The sequence below is a fragment of the Stenotrophomonas sp. Steno-Z2 genome (assembly GCF_056393235.1).
Genome location: NZ_JBWJOY010000001.1, coordinates 1071156 through 1089653, shown reverse-complemented (window position 1 = coordinate 1089653; position 18498 = coordinate 1071156). Strand labels below are relative to the sequence as shown.

Here is an 18498-nt window from a genome sequence, read left to right as displayed (position 1 = left end):
GCCGAGTTTCGCCGAACGCAGCGCAGCAAAGCCAGAATTTCCCGCTGCTTTCATGGGGTTTGGCGATGGGCGGTAGCGGTAATGACGGATCCGGCATAAAAACGCCAGGCAGCGCTGTGGCGGCGCCCGCTGACGCCGGCAGGCAGGCGGGGCGGGGAGCAGGACACAGCGCCGTGCGGCCCCCCAGCCATACCGCCGCCGGGCTTGCGGACGGAGGCCTGCTGGCGAATGCGCTGCCCATCCCGGGCACAGGGGTGGCGCCCGGCCCGCACGGGCCTTCCCGATGGACGCCGGATCGACCGCCCTGCGGGGCGGCCCCGTACCTACGCGCGGCGCGGATGCGCCAGCAGGTACTCGCGCAGGGCCACGGCCTGGTTGTGTTCGGTGTCGCGGGCGCCGTACACCAGGGTCAACGGGCCGGCGTCCAGCGCGTCGCGCAGCGGCGCCAGCAACCGCGGCTGCGCCGCCAGTTCCTGCCAGTAGCGCCGGCGGAATTCGTCCCAGCGCTCGGCGCGGTGGTCGAACCACTGCCGCAGTTCGTTGCTGGGCGCCACGTCCTTGAGCCATTGCGCCTGCAGCTGCGCGTGGCTGACCCCGCGCGGCCACAGGCGGTCGACCAGGAAGCGCTGGCCGTCGCCGGCCGTGGCCGGTTCATAGGCGCGTCTGCAATGGATGGGCATGCCGGCCTCCGCGGTGCGGGGCGTCTCAGCTTTCCAGCCCCAGCCGTATTCCGAACGCGACCAAGCATACGCCCACCGCGCGCCGCAGCCACACGCCCACCCGCGGGTAGCCGGCCAGGCGCCGGGCGATGAACTGGCCGCCGAAGATCAGCACCGAGCACCAGCCCACGCTCAGCACCGCGATCAGGGCTGCCATCAGCGCCAGGGTCAGCGCGCCGCGCTGCGTGGCCGGGTCGATGAACAGCGGGAAGAAGGCCATGTAGAACAGGATCGCCTTGGGGTTGAGCACGCCCACCAGCAGCGCCTGCCGGAACCAGCGCCGGCCCTGCTGCAGGGGCGCGGCGGGGCCGGCGGCGGCCGGCTCGCGCAGCAGCTGCACCCCGACCCAGACCAGGTAGGCCGCGCCGACGTAGCGCAGGCCGGCGAACAGCAGCGGGTGCGCCTTCAGCAGCGCGGCCACGCCGGTGGCGGCGATGGCGATCAGGATCTGGTCGCCCAGCATCAGCCCGGCCAGCGTCGCGTAACCGGCGCGCACGCCGCCGCGCGCGGTGGCGGTGAGCAGGGTGAAGGTGCCCGGGCCGGGCAGCATCAGGAACAGGATGACGGCCACCACGAAGGTGCCCAGGTCGCTGATGCCCAGCCACGGCATGGCGTTCGTCCCGTCCGGCTCAGCGCGCGCGCAGCGCGGCCAGGCGCTGCTTCACCGCGGCGATCAGCGCCGGCAGGTCGTCATGGCGCGGTACGCCGTAGCGGTCGCCGGTGATGTCGAGGTTGCCCTTGCGCCAGAAACCGGCCGGCGCGGCCACCAGCAGCTTGCCCGAGCGCGCGTACAGGCCGAACTCCAGCAGGGTGATCGGGCTCTGCGTGCCGGGTGCGAAATACATCAGCACGATGTCGGCCTGTTCCAGCGCCGCCAGCTCCCATTCCACCTGGCGGCGGAACTCCGGCTCGTCGGCCTCGGCGCGCCAGGCCGGGTTCCAGTCGGCGCGGCGCGGGTTGAGCAGCAGCACGTCCTCCTCGGCCAGCGCCTGCTGCACCTGCTGCTGCCAGTCGCCGGCCCGGCCCATCTCGATGCTGCCGGCCAGGAACACCCTGGGCCGCGCATCGCCTTCGGGAAGGGCGGCCGGCGAGGTGATGGTCTGCGCGCCCGCCGCGGCGAACGGCGACAGCAGCAACAGGCAGGACAGCAGCAACGGCTTCATGGCGGGGTGGGAGCGTGGGGGATGCACATGATCGCAGAAGCGGCGCAGCCGTTGAGACGCGCGGGGCTACACTTCGCCCCATGCAAACCGAAACCCTGATCCTGGCCGGCCTGTTGCTGGTCGTCGTGGCGCTGCAGCTGGCGCTGTTGTTCCGCCGTTCCGGCAATGCCGCGCTGGAAAGCGCGCTGCGCGAGGAACAGCGCAACGGCCGTGGCGAACTGCGCGAGCAGCTGGAAGGCATGTCGCGCCAGCAGGATGCGCGCATGGACGGCTTCAGCCGCAACCTCACCGATCTGTCCACCCGCACCGACCAGCGCCTGGACCTGCTGCGCGACAGCCTCACCGACGACGCGCGCAAGGGCCGCGAGGAAAACGCCGGCGCCCGCCAGCAGATGGCGCAGCTGCTGGACGCGCGGCTGCAGGAGGTGCGCGGGCAGCTCGACGCCTTCGGCCAGCAGCAGCAGGCGCGCATGGACCTGTTCGCCAGGCAGCTGGCGGACCTGCAGCTGGCGCTGCTGGAGGAAACCCGCAAGGGCCGGCAGGAGGGCGGCGAGGCGCAGCAGCGCTTCGGCGACATGCTGGGCCAGCGCCTGGCCGAACTCACCCAGCGCAACGAGCAGCGCATCGCCGAGATGCGGCAGACGCTGGAAGCGCGGCTCAAGGACCTGCAGGGCGACAACGCCGCCAAGCTCGAACTGATGCGCCAGACCGTGGACGAGAAGCTGCAGAGCACGCTCAACACGCGCCTGGATTCGTCCTTCAAGCTGGTCTCCGAGCGGCTGGAGCAGGTGCAGCGCGGGCTGGGCGAGATGCAGCAGCTGGCCACCGGCGTCGGCGACCTCAAGCGCGTGCTGAGCAACGTCAAGAACCGCGGCGGCTGGGGCGAGGTGCAGCTGGACGGCATCCTCGAACAGACCCTCACCATCGAGCAGTACGCGCGCGGCGTGAAGCTGCGCCCGGACGGCAACGAGGTGGTGGATTTCGCCGTGCGCCTGCCGGGCCGCGGCCGCGACGACGCGCCGGTATGGCTGCCGATCGATTCCAAGTTCCCGCGCGAGGATTACGAGCGCCTGCTCGACGCGCAGGAGGCCGGCGACCAGGAGGCGGTGCGCGCCAGCGGCAACCAGCTCGAACGCGCGCTGCGCGTGCAGGCCCGGTCGATCTGCGACAAGTACATCGTGCCGCCGCATACCACCGACTTCGCGGTGATGTTCCTGCCCACCGAGGGGCTGTACGCCGAGGCGATCCGCCGCCCGGGGCTGGTGGATGTCCTGCAGCGCGAACACCGCGTGGTCATCGCCGGTCCCACCACCGTCACCGCCCTGCTCAACAGCCTGCAGATGGGGTTCCGCACCCTGGCCATCGAGCAGCGCTCGTCGGAAGTGTGGAGCCTGCTCGGCGCGGTCAAGGGCGAGTTCGGCAAGTTCGCCGGCATCCTCGAGAAGGCCGAGAAGCAGATCCACACCGTCGGCAGGAGCCTGGGCGACGCCAGCCGCAAGACCCGCACCATCGAGCGCAAGCTGCGCGGCGTGGAGTCGCTGTCCGCCGATGCCTCGCAGGCGCTGCTCGGCGATCTCGGCAACGAGGACGACGGCGAGGAGCAGGGCGCCGATTCCAGCGATGCGTGACTGGCACTAGGCCGGTTTATGCTTGCGCTCCACCCCCTCACCAGGAACCGCCATGACTGCTTCCATACGCGACATCCCCCTGACCACCATCGACGGCGCCCCGGCCTCGCTCGGCGACCATGCCGGCAAGGTGCTGCTGGTGGTCAATGTCGCCTCCAAGTGCGGGCTCACCCCGCAGTACGAAGGGCTGGAAAAGCTCTACCGCGAGAAGAAGGATTCCGGCCTGGAAGTGCTGGGTTTCCCGGCCAACAACTTCAACGGCCAGGAGCCGGGCAGCGAGGACGAGATCAAGCAGTTCTGCTCGCTCAGCTATGACGTGACCTTCCCGATGTTCGCCAAGATCAGCGTCGCCGGCGCCGATACGCACCCGCTGTACCAGCAGCTGACCGCGGCGCAGCCGGTCGCCACCGGCGAAGGCCCGATGCGCGAGAAGCTGGTCGGCTTCGGCATCGAACCCAATCCGGCGCCGGGCATCCTGTGGAACTTCGAGAAGTTCCTGGTCGGCAAGGACGGCACGGTGATCGGCCGCTTCTCGCCGGACACCACGGCCGAGGACGCCGGCCTGCGTGCGGCGATCGACGCGGCGCTGGCGGCCTGAGCGCGGCGGCAGCCGGTGAACTTCCCGGCTGCCAAAGCCGGGGAGCGGGTTCAACATCGGGCGACGCGCCCAGGCAGGGAGGCAATCACGGGATGGCAGCAGGTAATTCCGGTGGGTTCGCGGTCGGCTGGTTCACCCTGGCGCTCATCAATGCCGGCCTTGCCCAGGGCAAGGGACGCAGCGGCATGAACTGGGGGTTGCTGTCGCTGTTGCTGGGACCGCTCGCCACCTTTCTGCTGGTGCTCCAGAAACCAGGCGGTGCCGGCGGCAGCTGAAGTTCTCCGGCACGCAACGAAAAAGCCCGGGTTTCCCCGGGCTTTTTCATGCACGACTACCTGCTCAACGCCCCCAGTCGGGCATCGGCATCGCATCGACCGGGATGGTGGTCTGCTCGTCGTTCTCGTGGCCGCGATGACCGCGGCGCAGGTCCTTTTCGATCTGGTAGTTGCGGCGCTGCAGCCAGGCGTCGCGGGTCAGCGCGTATTCGTCCACCGCACTGTCGCGGATGTCGTCCAGCGACAGCAGCTGCACGCGGGTATCGACCAACTGCAGGCCCTGCAGGCCCAGGCGCAGCTTGTCCATCTCGATGCGCCGCAGTGGCGACAGCGGCGTGTCGCCGGCCAGGCCGAACACGTCGCGCACGGTGCGCGGGCCGAAGAACGGCAGCTCCACGTAGCGCGACTGGCGCCAGCCCCAGGTGCCCAGGGTCTGGCCGAAGTCCTCGCTGCGGCGCGGCACCATCGCCTTGCTGGCCGGGTCGAACAGGCCGCCGATGCCGAGTGTGGAGTTCATCAGAAACCGGCCCAGCGTGTCCCAGGCATCGTCGGCGTGGCCCTGCAGCAGCTGGTTGACCATGGTCAGCGGCGAGCGCAGGTTGCTGAAGAAGTTGCTCACCCCGGTGCGCGCCACACGCGGCACCACATGCACGTAGGCGGTGGCCAGCGGGCGGGCGACGCCGCGGTCCACCGCCAGGTTGAAGCGGTGCATGCGGCGGTTGTACTTCTCCCACGGGTCGTAGGCCGGTGCCGCGCCGTTGCCCGCGCTGGTGTCGGCGGTCGGGCCGCCATACAGCGCGGCGAAGTCGTCCTCGGCGTCGGTGGGCGCAGCGGTGGACGGGGTACCGGCCTCCGCTGCCTGTGTCTGCGCGGGCGAAGCGGCGGCCGCTTCGGCGTTGGCGCTGGCCTGCGGTGCTTCCGGTACGGAGGCGGCCGGAGCGGTTTCCTGCGCGGTCGCGGGCTGTTCCACGGCGACGCTGGCGCTGGCCGGCGGCGCGGTCGCGCGCACGGGCCTGCCGGCGCAGGCGCCGAGAAGGAGCACGGCGGCCAGGAGGGGGAGGATGCGATGGAGGTTCATGTCAGCGTTCCGCCGGGGAGGCGTTGAAGTCCAGTTCCGGCGACAGCCGGTAGGCCGCGCGCAGTTCGTCCAGGCCCGCGGGCGTGCCGTCGATGGTAACGCCGCCATCGCCACGCATGCGTGCAGCCAGCTCGGCCAGCAGCGCCACGCCGGCGCTGTCCACGCGCTCGACGGCGTGCAGGTCGAGCCGGCGCAGCCCGCCCGCCTGGCGCAGCAGCTGCGGCCACAGCGTTACCGCCGCGGCGCGGTCGAGCGTGCCGGCCAGGTGCAGGGCGTCGCCTTCGACGCGCGCGGTGGCGTCACTTGCCACGGGGCGCCGGGCCCGCGCCGGCCTGCATGCTGCCGCTGCGCAGTTCGGCCGCCACGTCCTTGATCGACTTCTGGCGCAGCGGGGCGTCGAACTGGTTCTTGAAGGTCTGCACGTAGGAGATGCCTTCGATCATCACGTCGAAGATCTTCCACTGGCCGCCGACGTTGCGCATCAGGTACTCGACCGGGGTCGGTTCGCTGCCGGCGCGCACCAGCTCGGTGGACACCTTCACGCCGCGGTTGCCCGGCAGCGCGGCCTCGCCCTTGTAGCGGAAGCTGGGCTTGCCCTGGATGTCGAGCAGGGTCGAGCCGTAGCGCGCCATCAGGTTGTCGGCCATCGCGTCGGCGAACAGCTTCACGTCGGCGTCGGAGGCGCCGCGGCCGTGCACGCCGAGCACCAGGCGGGCGGCGTAGTCGCGGTCGAAGCCGCGGCTCAGCTCGCTGTCGATGAAGCCGCGCAGCGCGGCCGGGTTGGCGCGGAACTCGGCGCGGCGGGTTTCCAGCGTGGACAGGATGCGCGAGCTGGCATCGAGCACGGTGCGGGCGGCGGCCGAAGGCTGCGCGGCGGTGGCCGCCGGGCGCGCCTGCGCCATGGCCAGCGACGGGGCCGCGGCCAGCAGGGCCGAGGCGAGCACGGTGGTGAGCAGTCGGGTCTTCATGATTACGGCTCTTCCTTGGTGGGCGTGTCGTGGGTGCCCGGGGCGGGTTCGGAGGCGTTGTTGCCGCCACCGCTGAACATGTATTTGCCGACCAGCTGGATCAGGTCCACCGCCGGCTGGGTGAACACGATCTCGTCGCCGGACTTGAGCACGTCCGGATCGCCGCCCGGCTGCAGGCCGATGTAGCTCTCGCCCAGCAGGCCGCTGGTGAAGATGCCGGCCGAGGTGTCGGCAGGCAGGTCCTTGAACTTGCCGTCCAGCGCCAGGGTGACGATGGAGTCGTATTTAACGGGGTCCAGCTGAATATCGGCCACTTGGCCGATGGTCACCCCGCCCACCTTCACTGGCGCCTGCTTGCGCAGCTGGCCGATCTGGCTGAAACGCGCCTTGAGCACGTAGTCGCCGCCGCCCATGCCGAAGCGCTGGTTGGTGGACGCCACCGCCAGTACCAGCAGCGAGGCCAGCGCCAGCAGCAGGAAGGCGCCGACGGAGAATTCGAGTCGAGGTCCACGGATGGCCATATTTGTCTCACTCCTGATCCAGCAGATGCCTCGCCGGTTCGGGCGAAGCGGGTTGTTCGTCGGGTCCGCGCACCGGGCTGTGCGGGCTCCCGGGGATGGGCATCACTTAAACATCAGTGCGGAAAGCACGAAGTTGAACATCAGCACCAGCAGCGAGGCGTTCACCACCGCGCGGGTGGTCGCCACCGAAGTGCCTTCGATGGTGGGTTCGGCATGGAAACCGACATAGGCCGCGACCAGCGCCGCGGTGCCGCCGAAGATCGCCGACTTGAGCAGGGCCACGGCGAAGTCGTCCCAGAAATCGACGCTGCCGCGCAGCCCCGACCAGAACGTGCCGTTGTCCTGGCCCAGCACCTGCACCGCCTCGAACCAGCCGCCGGTGATGGCCAGCGAGCAGAAGATGCCGGTCAGCAGCGGCACGGTCAGCACCGCCGCCCAGAAGCGCGGCGCCACCGCCTTGGCCACCGGGTCGATGGCCATCAGTTCCAGCGCCTTGATCTGGTCGGTGGCGCGCATCAGGCCCAGCTCGGCGGCGATGGAGCTGCCGGCGCGGCCGATGAACAGCAGCGCGGTCAGCACCGGCGCCAGTTCGCGGTACAGCGACAGGCCGAGCAGGGTGGACAGCGCGTCGGCGGCGCCGAAGGTGGTCAGCGTGCGGTAGCCCTGCAGGGTCAGCACCAGGCCGACGAAGGCGCCGCCCACGGCGATGATCGGCAGCGAGCGCGCGCCGATCTTGTAGATCTCGCGGGTCAGCTCGGCGAGGAAGTCGCGGGTGGGCAGCGAGCCGCGCAGCACCGTCAGCGAGAACAGGCCGGCGCGGCCCAGCGAGCGGATCGAGGAAACGAACGGCATCAGGCAACCCTCGCGCGCGGGGCGGCATCGAACGGGATCGGGCCATCGGGCTGGCCGTGCAGGAACTGCCGCACCAGCGGGTCGGCGCTGGCCTGCAGCTGTTCCGGCGTGCCGGAGAACACGATGCCTTCGTTGGCGATGACCACGGCCTGGTCGCAGATCGGCAGGGTCTCGTGCACGTGGTGGCTGACGATGATGCTGGTCAGGCCGAGGCTGTCGTTCAGGCGCTTGATCAGGCTCATGATCACGCCCGAGGCGATCGGGTCCAGCCCGGTCAGCGGCTCGTCGTAGATCATCAGCGGCGGGTCCAGCGCCAGCGCGCGGGCCAGCGCCACGCGCCGCGCCATGCCGCCGGACAGCTCGCGCGGCCAGGCGTCGGCCGCGGCCAGCAGGCCCACCGCGTGCAGCTTCATGCGCACCAGGCGCTGCAGCACCGGCTCGGGCAGGCGGGTATGGGTGCGCAGCGGCAGGGCGACGTTCTCGGCGACGGTAAGGTCGGTCAGCAGGCCATTGCCCTGCAGCAGCACGCCGACGTTGCGGCGCATCTCCAGCAGCGCGCGGCTGCCATGCGGGATGTCGTTGCCGAACAGCCGCACATGGCCGGCCACCGGGCGCAGCTCGCCGGTCAACGCCGCCAGCAGCGTGGACTTGCCGGTGCCCGAAGGACCGAGCACGGCGGTGATGCTGCCGCGCGGCACGTCCAGCGAGACGTCGCGCAGGATCGTGCGCCCGCCGCGGTCGATGCGGACGTCGGACAACTGCACCAGGGGCGTCCGGGAAGGGGACATGGCGGCCTTTAACGGAAAACCAACGTGGCAGGATTATCGGGTCCGGCTGAACAAAAGAGAACTGGACCGTGCAGTATTGTCGCCGGACCGGCGCCGCGCGTCTGCGCCCATGGGCGGAACGCCCAGTCCCCTGCACGGCATTGCCGCGTGGCCAGGCCGCCGGAAAACGGCCGCGCTCCGGCACAATGGCGCGGTCATGCCTGATCCCGCCGCGGACTTCCGCCTCTACCACTCCAACGCGCTGGACGTGCTGGCCTCGCTGCTGGCCCATGCGCTGCGCGAGCCCGCGCCCGGGCAGCCGCTGCTGGCCGCCGATACGGTGCTGATCCCGCAGGTGGCGATGCGGCGCTGGCTGCAGTCCACGCTGGCGGCCGAATACGGCATCGCCGCGAACCTGGAGTTCCTTACCCCCGGCGAGTTCGTCGCGCGCGCACTGAACGAAAACGTGCCCGGCGAGCAGGACGACCTGGGCGCGGCCGGGCTGCACTGGCGGCTGTACGCGGCGCTGACCGACGCGGCGCTGATGCGGCAGCCGGCGATGGCGGGGCTGCGCGCGTATTTGAATGGCAATGGTCCGGACCGCGACGACCCGCTGCGGCCGTGGTCGCTGGCCGCCGAGCTGGGCGGCGTGTTCGAGAAGTACCAGGCCTGGCGCCGCGACTGGCTGCTGCGTTGGGAGGCCGGCGCCGATGCCGACGACCCGCAGGCCATCCTCTGGCGCCGCATCGCCGGCGGCCAGCAGCACCGCGCGCGCCGCATCAACGACTACCTGGCGCGCTTCGAGGGCGCCGGGCAGCCGCTGCCGCGCGGGCTGCCGCCGCGGCTGTTCGCCTTCGCCACGCTCAATGTCTCGCCCGACGTGCTGCGGGTGATCGCCACCCAGGCGCGGGTCGGCACGCTGCATTTCTACCTGCCCACGCCGACGCGCGCGTACTGGGGCGACCTGCAGACCCTGTCCGAACGGCTGCGCGGCGGCATGGACGATCCGTTCGGCAGCGCTGCCGGCGAGAACCCGCTGCTGCAGGCCTGGGGCGCGGCCGGGCGCGACTTCATGGCGGTGCTGGGCAGTTACGAGGTGGTGCACCCGTCCGGCGAGATCGCCGCCTATGCCGACCCGGAACAGCGCGGCGGCAGGACCCTGGACGAAGGCGGCCTGCGCGACAGCCTGCTGCACCGCCTGCAGGCCGACCTGTTCCACCGCCGGGCGCGGCCACCGGCGCCGCTGCGCCCGGCGCTGCGGCTGGACGACCCCAGCGTGCAGATCCACGCCTGCCACACCCGCCTGCGCGAGATGCAGGTGCTGCACGACCAGCTGCGCGCGCTGCTGGACGACCCGCGCTTCGAGCCGCCGCTGCAGCCGCGCGAGATTGCCGTGCTGGCGCCGGACATCGACCCCTACGTGCCCTACCTGGAATCGGTGTTCGGCGGCCGCGGCGCCGGCGAGGGCCATATCCCGTGGGCGCTGGCCGACGCCAGCCCGCTGCAGGGCGAGCCGCTGGCCGAAGTGTTCGTGCAACTGCTGGGCCTGCCGGTGTCGCGCTTCGGCCTCAACGAGATCCTCGACCTGCTGGCCAGCCCGCCGCTGGCCGCGGCCGCCGGGCTGGACGCAGCCGCGTTCGAGCGCCTGCACGGCTGGCTGCAGGCCGCCGGCGCGCGCTGGGGGCTGGATGCCGCGCACCGCGGCCAGCACCAGGCGCCGGCCGACGACGCCTGCACCTGGCAGTTCGCGCTGGACCGGCTGCTGCTCGGCCACGCCAGCGGCAGCGACGACGACCTGGCCGGCGTCGCGCCGTGGCCGGAACTGGAAGGCAGCGCGCTGGCCGCGCTCGATGCGCTGATCCGCCTGCTGCGCGTGCTCGCCCGCCACCAGAAGACGCTGGCCGAAGCGCTCGCTCCCACGCAGTGGCGCGAACGCCTGCTCGGCCTGCTGGACGCGCTGCTGCCGGAAACCCCGGCCGAAGCTTCCACCCAGCGCGCGCTGGACCGGCTGCGCAAGCTCATCAACGAATTCGCCGAGGACGCGGACAATGCCGGTTTCGACGCGCCGGTGCCGGCCGAGGTGGTGCGCGCGCATTTCGCGGCGGTGCTGTCCGAAGCCGACACCCGCGCGCCGCTGCTCACCGGCGGCGTCAGCTTCGGCCGCATGGTGCCGATGCGGCTGCTGCCGTTCCGCGCGATCTGCGTGCTGGGCCTGAACGATGGCGATTTTCCGCGCCGCGACCCGGCCGCCGGGTTGAGCCGGCTCACCGCCGAACTCGGCACCGCGCGCCGCCGCCACGGCGACCGTTCGCTGCGCGAGGACGACCGCTTCCTGTTCCTGCAGCTGCTGGCCTCGGCGCAGGACGTGTTCTACCTGAGCTACCTCGGCGCCGACGCGCGCGACGGCAGCGTGCGCGAACCCTCGGTGCTGGTCAGCGAACTGGTCGACGCGGTGGCCGCCTGCCACGCCGATGCGGCCGCCGCGCGCAGGGCCATCGTGGTGCGGCATCCGCTGCAGCCCTTCGCCCCGGCCGCGTTCGGCGGCGACGGCGAGCCGCGCCGTTTCAGCTACCGCCGCCAGTGGCACCCGGCGGCGGGCGCGGTCGGCGGCCCGCGCCAGCGGCTGGCGCCGTGGTCGGCCGGCGAACTGGCCGTGCCGCTGCCGGAAGCCCTGCAGGAACCGGTGCTGTCGCTGGACGCGCTGCGCCGCTTCTTGGCCGACCCGGCCGGGCAGTTCCTGGAACAGCGGCTGGGCCTGCGCCTGGGCGGCGAGATCGAGGCCAGCGACGACATCGAACCGCTGGTGATTCCCGAACGCGGCCGCGTGCATGCCTCGCTGCAGCAGCAGGTGCTTGCCGCGCTGCTGGAAGGCCGCGAGCAGGGCCTGTACGAACGCCTGCGCGCGCGCGCGCTGCTGCCGTCCGGCGCGCTGGGCCGGCAGCAGTTCGAACAGCTGCTGGGCCGCATCCGCCCCTGCGCGGACAGCTTCGCGCACTGGTACGACGGTGCGCCGCTGCAGTCGCAGCGGCTGGAAGTGGCGATCGACGGCACCACCGTGCACGGGCGCGTCGCGCAGATCCATCCACAGGGGCTGCCGCGCCTGCAGGCCGGCGCGCCGGGCGTGGCCTGGGTGCTGCGCAGCGGGCTGGACTGGCTGCTGGCCAACGCCACCGGCATGCAGCAGCCGCTGCTGCAGTTCATCGACGGCGGTGATGGCGGCTTCGGCCCGCACGTCCTGCCGGCGCTGCCCGCCGCGCAGGCGCAGGCGGCCCTGAAAGCCTTGCTGCAGCTGCGTTCGCAGGGACTGCAGGCGCCATTGCCGTTCGCGCCGTACACCGGCTGGGCGATCTACACCGCCGATCCGGACAAGCGCGAAAAGGCCGCGCGCGAGAAGTGGCATGGCAGCGAACGCAGCTGGGGCGAGCGCGACGGCGAAGCCCTGCAACTGGCCCTGCGCGGCGCCGATCCGTTCGCCGACGCGGCCACTGCCAACAGCTTTATCCACAACAGCCTGTTGATATTCACCGCGCTGCGCGAGGGCCGCGTACTGGCTGAAACGGAGGTGCGGGCATGAACGCCGGCGCGCCCGTGGACGACCCCTACCTCGACCTGCCGCTGCACGGCCTGCGCCTGATCGAGGCCAGCGCCGGCACCGGCAAGACCTTCACCCTGGCCACCCTGTTCACCCGGCTGGTGGTCGAACAGGGCCTGCGCATGGGCCAGATCCTGGCGGTGACCTTCACCGACGCGGCGACCCAGGAACTGCGCAAGCGCATCCGCGAGCGCCTGGACCTGGCCGCGCGGCTGGCGGAGTCCGGACCGGCCGGAGGCGACGGCGCGGAAGCCGCGCTCACCCGCGCCGTCCTGCAGCGCCACCTGCGCGACGGCACCGAAACCGCCGCGCAGCTGGCCCGGCGCCTGCGCATCGCCGCCGAGGAAACCGACCTGGCGGCGATCTTCACCATCCACGGCTTCTGCGCCCGCGTACTGGCCGAGCATGCGCTGGAAAGCGGCCACAGCTTCGCCGCGCCGGAACTGCTGACCAACACCCGCCAGCTGCATGCCGAACTCGCCGCCGACCTGTGGCGCCTGCATGCCGGCCGCGGCGAGTCGCTGCAGGCCCTGCTGGGCCTGTGGAAAAGCCCCGAGGCGCTGGCGGCCGACCTGCCGGTGCTGGTCGCCGACCTGCCGCTGCTGCCGGCGCTGCCGCAGGCGCCGCTGCAGGATGCCCGCCCGCTGCGCGATGCCGCCGCCCTGCGCCTGGCCGAAGGGCTGGCTACGCAGGGCGAGGCCTATCTGCAGCAGCTGCGCGCCGCGCTGGAAGGCGGCGTGCTCAACAAGGCCAGCTACAGGGCCGACTGGATCGAACCGCTGTTCCAGCACCTGCTGCATTGGTCGCGCCACCCCGATCCGGCCGCCGCGCTGGACGGGCGACTGGAGCGGCTCACCCTGGAAGCGCTCACCGCCAGGACCAACAAGGCCAAGGCCGGCAGTACCCCGGTCTCGCCGCTGCAGCCGTTGATCGCCGACTACGTGCAGGCGCTGGCGCGCTTCCATGAATGGCGCCGGCAACAGTCCGTCGCCCTGCTGCACCAGCTGCGCGGCGAAGCCCGCCAGCGCCTGGCCCGGCACCGGCAGCAGTACCGGGTGCAGACCTACGACGACCTGATCGACGGCGTGCACGCCGCGCTGGATGGCGCCGGTGGCGCCATGCTCGCCGGGCGCCTGCGCGCGCAGTACCGCTTCGCCCTCGTCGACGAGTTCCAGGACACCGACCCGCGCCAGTGGGACATTTTCCGCCGCGTGTTCGCCGAACCGGCGGAACACGCGGCACTGTTCCTGATCGGCGACCCCAAGCAGGCCATCTACGGCTTCCGCGGCGGCGACGTGCACACCTACCTGCAGGCCCGCGAGTGCGCCGCGGAGGCGCCGCGGCTGGCGCACAACTTCCGCTCGCGCCCGGCCGTGCTGCGCGCGATCGACGGGCTGTACGCCAACGCCGGCGAACAGGCCTTCCTCGACCCGCGCATCCGCTTCGAGCCGGTGCACCCCGGCAGCAAGCGCAGCGACGCCGACTACCTGCTCGACGGCGCCCCGGCCCCGGCGCTGACCCTGCACCTCATCGACGCCGACGACCAGGGCAGGCCGCTCAAGGCCGACGACTCGCGCCACGCCGCCACCCTGGCCTGCGTGGCCGACATCCACCGCGTGCTGTCCGCCGCGCGCCAGGGCAGGGCGCTGGTCGACGGCCGCCCCGTGCGCCCGGGCGACATCGCCGTGCTGGTGCGTTCGCACCGCGAAGCCACGCGCATCCAGCAGGCGCTGGCGGCGGTCGGCATCCCGGCGGTCGCCGCCGGCAGGCGCAGCCTGTTCTCCACCGCCGAAGCGCATGAACTGCGCCTGCTGCTGCTGGCCCTGCTGCAACCGGCCGACGAAGGCCGCCTGCGCGCGGCGCTGGCCACCGTGCTGCTGGGCGAGAGCGCCGCCGCCATCGCCGCGATGGAACACGAAGGCGAACGCCAGCGCCGGCACCAGGAGCGCCTGCTGCAATGGCGCGAGCGCTGGCAGCGCGGCGGTGTGCTGGCGATGCTGTCGGACCTGTGCGCCGAACAGGCCGAACGCCTGCTGGCGCTGGTCGACGGCGAGCGCCGCCTGACCAACTACCTGCAGCTGGGCGAACTGCTGCAGGAAGCCGGCACCCGCAGCATCGGCCTGCATGGCCTGCTCGACTGGCTGCAGGCGCGCATCGCCCATGCCGACGATGGCGACGAAACCCAGCTGCTGCGCCTGGAATCGGACGCGCACCGGGTGCAGGTCATCACCCTGCACAAGAGCAAGGGCCTGGAATATCCGCTGGTCTACCTGCCCTTCGTCGGCATCGATGGCGGCGCGCCCGCCGCCGACGCGTACCGGATCGTGCACGACGGCGCGCGGCGCGTGCTGCACTGGAAGATCGACAAGGACGCGGAGGACTGGAAGGCCATTGGCCAGCAGGCTGCCGCCGAGGACGCCGCCGAGACCGCACGCCTGCTCTACGTCGGCCTGACCCGCGCCGAACACGCGCTGTGGATCGCCGGCGGCGCGCTGGCCGGGCTGCCCGGTTCGCGGCTGGGGCCGATGCTGGGCGACCTGGAACGCCTGGCCGCACGCCCGGAAATCCGCATCGTCGAAGGCAGCGTGGACGCGCTGCCGGCGCGCCTGCCGTCCGCCGTCGAACAGGCGCTGCCGCCGGTGCGCAACCCGCGCCGCGCGCTTTCGCAGGACTGGTGGGTCTACAGCTTCACCCAGCTTGCCCATGCCGAGGCCGGCCACGACACCTCGGCCGCGGCCACGCAGGACAGCGGTGGCGCCGCCGACGAACCGGTGCAGGGCGAAGACGAAGCCGGGCAGGATCCTGCCGCGCCGCAGGACATCTTCGATCCGCGCTTCGCCGGCAGCCGTTTCGGCAACGTGCTGCATGCCGCGCTGGAAAACACCGACTTCGGCGCCTGGCGCGGCTGGCGGCCCGGCGACGCCGCGCCGCAAGGGCAGGCCGAGGTGATCGCCCGGGCGCTGCGCGCCGAAGGCTATGCCGGGATCGACATGGACGATGGCGTGGCCGTGCTCACCGCGCTGGTCGGCCAGACCCTGACCGTGGCCCTGCCCGAAGGCGGCGCCCTGCACGCGCTGGGCGCCGGCGAGCGCCGCGCCGAGATCGAGTTCCACTTCGCCATGCAGCCCACCGCGGTGCCGGCGCTGCTGCGGGTGCTGCACGCGCACGGCGTGGTGCGCGGCCGCCATGGCTTCGGCGCGCGCGGCCGCCTGGAAGGGCTGATGACCGGCAAGATCGACCTCACCTACCTGCGCGATGGCCGCTGGTACGTACTCGACTACAAATCCAACCGCCTGCCCGGTTACGCCCCGGCACAGCTGGAGGCGGCCATGCGCCACAGCGAATACGACCTGCAGGCGCTGATCTACACCGTGGCGCTGCACCGCTGGCTGCGCTTCCGCCTGGGCGACGGCTACGACTACGCGCGCGACTTCGGTGGCATCCGCTACCTGTTCTGCCGCGGCCTGGACGCGACCCGCACGCCGTCGCCCGGCCTGTACGCGCATCGCTTCGCGCCGGAACTGGTGCATGCGGTGGATGCGCTGTTCGCCGGTGGCGAGCCTTTGAAGCCCCTCTCCCACGGGGAGAGGGGTTGGGGTGAGGGGCAAACGAAGTCCGCGGGAACCGAACCATGAGTTTGCTGAGTGCCCTCGCGAAAACCGGCGCGCTGCGCGCGCTCGACCACGCGCTGGCGCAGAGCCTGCGCCGCCTCGATCCGGAAACGCCCGATGCCGTGCTCGCCGCCGCCGCGCTGGCATCGCTGGCGGTGGCGCAGGGCCATGCCGGTTTCGACCCGGCCCAGCCGGCGCGGTTGATCGAAGCCGCGCTCGCGTGGCCCGAGCCGCAGGCGTGGATCGCCCAGCTGCAGGCCTCGCCCTGGGTCGCCACCCCCGGCGACGACAGCCTCGAAGCCGCGCAGGCGCCGCTGGCCTGGGAACACGGCCTGCTCTACCTGCGGCGCTACCGCGAATACGAGCGGCGGCTGGCGCTGGGCCTGCAGCGCATCGGCCAGGCGCCGCTGGACGCCGGCGACCCGGCGGCGCTGGCGCCGCTGTTCGCGCGGCTGTTTCCGGGCAACGTGGACGCCACGCCACGCACCGCGTCCGTGCAGGGCGAGCTGTTCGCGCAGGCGCCCGCCGTCACGGCCTCAGAACCCGCGGAGGCCTCCATCGCCGTAGACCAGCAGGCCCGCGCCGCGGCGCTGGCCCTGCGCCACCCGCTGCTGCTGGTCACCGGCGGGCCCGGTACTGGCAAGACCACCACCATCGCGCGCCTGCTGGTGCTGCTGGCCGCGCAGGCCCAGGCCGCCGGCCGCGCGCCGCCGCGCGTGGCGCTGGCCGCGCCCACCGGCCGCGCCGCCGAGCGCATGGCCGAAAGCCTGCGCAACGCCGTGCAGCAGCTGCCGCGGCTGGGCGTGGACGCGGCGCTGTGCGCGCAGTTGCCGACCACCGGCACCACCCTGCACCGCCTGCTGGGCGTGATTCCGGATTCGCCGCGCTTCCGCCACCACGCCGACAACCCGCTGCCGTACGACACGATCGTGGTGGACGAGGCCTCGATGATCGACCTGCCGCTGATGGCCAAGCTGGTCGAGGCGGTGGCCGATGGCACCCGGCTGGTGCTGCTCGGCGACCCGGACCAGCTGCCCTCGGTGGAAGCCGGCGACGTGCTCGGCGCCATCCTGCGCGCCGCCGGCGACGGCACGCGCATCGCGCCCGACGACGCGCAGGCATTGCAGGGCCTGCTGGGCGCGCTGCCGGCGGCATCCATCGCGCCGCCGGCGACCGGTTTCGCCGGCACCCGCGTTCAGCTGCAGCGCGGCTACCGGCAGAGCGAGGCGCTGCAGCTGGCGCCGCTGGCCGCGGCGATGCGCGCGGGCGACGCCGCGCGCGCGCTGTCGCTGCTGCGCGACGGACAGCTGCCCGGCGTGCGTTTCCACGAGAACGAGGACGACCCGCTGCAGGCCTGGCGCGAACCGCTGCAACGCTACTGGGAGGCGCTGGCCGCCGCGCCGATGCCGGCGCAGGCGCTGGCCCTGGCCGGGCGCCTGCGCCTGCTCACCGCCGTGCGTGAAGGCCCGCAGGGCGCGCGCGGGCTCAACGCGCGCATCGAGGAACTGCTCGGCGGCACGACCCTGCGCGGCGGCGCCCCCGCCCACTTCCACGGCCGCCTGCTGCTGATCACCGAAAACAGCTACCGCCACCGCCTGTTCAACGGCGATGTCGGCATCTGCCTGCGCGAAGGTGATGGCGGCGCGCGCGGCGTCACCGCCTGGTTCCCGGGCGACGACCCCGACGCTCCGCGCCCGTTCCATCCGGCGGCACTGCCCGCGCACGAAAGCGCTTTCGCCATGACCGTGCACAAGGCGCAGGGTTCGGAGTTCGACGAGGTCTGGCTGCAGCTGCCGCGCCGCGACAACCGCGTGCTCAGCCGCGAACTGCTCTACACCGGCATCACCCGCGCCCGCCATGCCCTGCACTTGGCCGGCGAGGCGGCGGTGATCGACGCCGCGCTGTCGCGCCACGCCAGCCGCTGGTCGGGCCTGGCGCAGCGGCTGGGCCATCCCGGGTAGGAGCGCACTTCAGTGCGCGCGATGGGGCTTCACAGACAAGCCTCCGGCACGGCAGGCCGTGTTCCGCATGACCCGCCGTCCGGTTCCCTGTCGGCAGTAGCACACATGTGCTACTTTGGCCTGGAGCCAGCGATCCACCGGAGCACCCATGAGCACCACCACCATCCGCCTGCCTGACGAGCTGAAGGCCCGTGTCGCCGAGGTGGCGAAAGAAACCGGCATGACGCCGCATGGCTTCATCCTGGAAGCGATAGCCGAGAAAGCGGCGCTGGCCGAACGCCGCGCCGACTTCGAAGCCGAGGCGGAACGACGCCATGCCGGCATCGCCGCGTCGGGAAAAACCATCCCCTGGAACGAGATGCGCAGCTATCTGGAGCGTCGGGTGACGGGCCAGGCCGCCCGGCGCCCCGCCGCCCGCAAGCTGGCGGAATAGCGGTGACGCGGATCGAACTTGCGCCCGAGGTCGGGGAGGATTTCGAACGCATCCTCCTGCATCTCGAGCAGTACGATGCCGGACAACGCATGGCACGGCTTGGCGGCATCATCCAAGCCCTCAACGTGCTGGAAAGCAGCCCCCTGATCGGCCGCCCCTGTGGCGAGGACATGCACGAGCTGGTGATCGGCAGGGGCGCACGCGGATACGTGGCGTTGTACCGGTATGTTGCCGGTATCGACACCGTGTTCGTCCTCGCCATCAGGGCGCAGCGCGAGGCCGGGTACGTACGCTGATCCGCGGCGAGTCCAGAGGGTCTTCGGCCTGCTGGC

Annotated in this window: 17 protein-coding genes; 8 read left to right on the top strand and 9 right to left on the bottom strand. The window is 72.1% G+C overall.

What is annotated here, in order from left to right:
- Positions 1-323: 323 nt before the first annotated feature.
- Genes AC06FP_RS04735 through AC06FP_RS04725 form a run of 3 tightly spaced genes read right to left on the bottom strand, consistent with a single transcriptional unit; the run spans position 324 to position 1882 of the window.
- Positions 324-680: a DUF488 domain-containing protein gene (locus AC06FP_RS04735; RefSeq protein WP_478074689.1), complete on the bottom strand. Its 357-nt coding sequence runs from the start codon at positions 678-680 to the stop codon at positions 324-326.
- A 25-nt stretch (positions 681-705) separates the two neighbouring features.
- Positions 706-1329: a leucine efflux protein LeuE gene (gene leuE / locus AC06FP_RS04730; protein ID WP_478074688.1), complete on the bottom strand. Its 624-nt coding sequence runs from the start codon at positions 1327-1329 to the stop codon at positions 706-708.
- 19 nt (positions 1330-1348) lie between these two features.
- Positions 1349-1882 carry a nucleoside 2-deoxyribosyltransferase domain-containing protein gene (locus AC06FP_RS04725; protein ID WP_456117608.1) on the bottom strand — a complete coding sequence of 178 codons (534 nt, stop codon included), beginning with the start codon at positions 1880-1882 and terminating at the stop codon, positions 1349-1351.
- A gap of 80 nt (positions 1883-1962) precedes the next feature.
- On the opposite strand from AC06FP_RS04725, the gene AC06FP_RS04720 reads away from it, so the two are divergent.
- The 3 genes from AC06FP_RS04720 (at position 1963) to AC06FP_RS04710 (ending at position 4383) form a co-directional block, all read left to right on the top strand.
- Positions 1963-3510, top strand: a complete 1548-nt coding sequence (locus AC06FP_RS04720) for a DNA recombination protein RmuC (protein WP_478074687.1) — start codon at positions 1963-1965, stop codon at positions 3508-3510.
- A 52-nt stretch (positions 3511-3562) separates the two neighbouring features.
- The gene (locus tag AC06FP_RS04715; RefSeq protein WP_478074686.1) at positions 3563-4108 is read left to right on the top strand and encodes a glutathione peroxidase; all 546 of its coding nucleotides are present in this window, start codon (positions 3563-3565) and stop codon (positions 4106-4108) included.
- Between the two features lie 92 nt (positions 4109-4200).
- On the top strand, positions 4201-4383 hold the full coding sequence (locus AC06FP_RS04710; RefSeq protein WP_478074685.1) for a hypothetical protein: 183 nt from the start codon (positions 4201-4203) through the stop codon (positions 4381-4383).
- A 64-nt stretch (positions 4384-4447) separates the two neighbouring features.
- On the opposite strand, the gene AC06FP_RS04705 is transcribed toward AC06FP_RS04710, so the two are convergent.
- The 6 genes from AC06FP_RS04705 to AC06FP_RS04680 form a co-directional block, all read right to left on the bottom strand.
- Complete coding sequence (locus AC06FP_RS04705; protein WP_478074684.1) at positions 4448-5461, bottom strand: MlaA family lipoprotein; 1014 nt, start codon at positions 5459-5461, stop codon at positions 4448-4450.
- Between the two features lies 1 nt (position 5462).
- Positions 5463-5771: an STAS domain-containing protein gene (locus tag AC06FP_RS04700; protein ID WP_478074683.1), complete on the bottom strand. Its 309-nt coding sequence runs from the start codon at positions 5769-5771 to the stop codon at positions 5463-5465.
- Complete coding sequence (locus tag AC06FP_RS04695; protein WP_478074682.1) at positions 5761-6429, bottom strand: MlaC/ttg2D family ABC transporter substrate-binding protein; 669 nt, start codon at positions 6427-6429, stop codon at positions 5761-5763. Before AC06FP_RS04695 ends, AC06FP_RS04700 begins: the two co-directional genes overlap by 11 nt.
- 2 nt (positions 6430-6431) lie before the next feature.
- A complete protein-coding gene (gene mlaD / locus AC06FP_RS04690; RefSeq protein WP_456117601.1) occupies positions 6432-6950 on the bottom strand; it encodes an outer membrane lipid asymmetry maintenance protein MlaD in 519 nt (172 codons plus the stop codon).
- Positions 6951-7052: 102 nt separating this feature from the next.
- The gene (locus AC06FP_RS04685) at positions 7053-7802 is read right to left on the bottom strand and encodes an MlaE family lipid ABC transporter permease subunit (RefSeq protein ID WP_456117600.1); all 750 of its coding nucleotides are present in this window, start codon (positions 7800-7802) and stop codon (positions 7053-7055) included.
- Positions 7802-8590 carry an ABC transporter ATP-binding protein gene (locus tag AC06FP_RS04680; protein WP_478074681.1) on the bottom strand — a complete coding sequence of 263 codons (789 nt, stop codon included), beginning with the start codon at positions 8588-8590 and terminating at the stop codon, positions 7802-7804. Before AC06FP_RS04680 ends, AC06FP_RS04685 begins: the two co-directional genes overlap by 1 nt.
- A gap of 196 nt (positions 8591-8786) precedes the next feature.
- Between AC06FP_RS04680 and recC the strand changes: the two genes are divergently transcribed.
- The 5 genes from recC to AC06FP_RS04655 all read left to right on the top strand — a co-directional run bounded on the left by recC (position 8787) and on the right by AC06FP_RS04655 (position 18462).
- The gene (gene recC / locus AC06FP_RS04675) at positions 8787-12143 is read left to right on the top strand and encodes an exodeoxyribonuclease V subunit gamma (RefSeq protein WP_478074680.1); all 3357 of its coding nucleotides are present in this window, start codon (positions 8787-8789) and stop codon (positions 12141-12143) included.
- Entirely contained in the window at positions 12140-15796 is a 3657-nt protein-coding gene (locus AC06FP_RS04670; protein ID WP_478074679.1) for a UvrD-helicase domain-containing protein, read from the top strand. Before recC ends, AC06FP_RS04670 begins: the two co-directional genes overlap by 4 nt.
- Positions 15793-17733 (top strand): exodeoxyribonuclease V subunit alpha, encoded by a 1941-nt coding sequence (recD, locus tag AC06FP_RS04665; RefSeq protein WP_478074678.1) that lies wholly within the window; start codon positions 15793-15795, stop codon positions 17731-17733. Before AC06FP_RS04670 ends, recD begins: the two co-directional genes overlap by 4 nt.
- 148 nt (positions 17734-17881) lie before the next feature.
- Positions 17882-18166, top strand: coding sequence for a CopG family transcriptional regulator (locus AC06FP_RS04660; protein WP_478074677.1), 285 nt, complete (start codon positions 17882-17884; stop codon positions 18164-18166).
- A 2-nt stretch (positions 18167-18168) separates the two neighbouring features.
- The gene (locus AC06FP_RS04655) at positions 18169-18462 is read left to right on the top strand and encodes a type II toxin-antitoxin system RelE/ParE family toxin (RefSeq protein ID WP_478074676.1); all 294 of its coding nucleotides are present in this window, start codon (positions 18169-18171) and stop codon (positions 18460-18462) included.
- Positions 18463-18498: the final 36 nt, after the last annotated feature.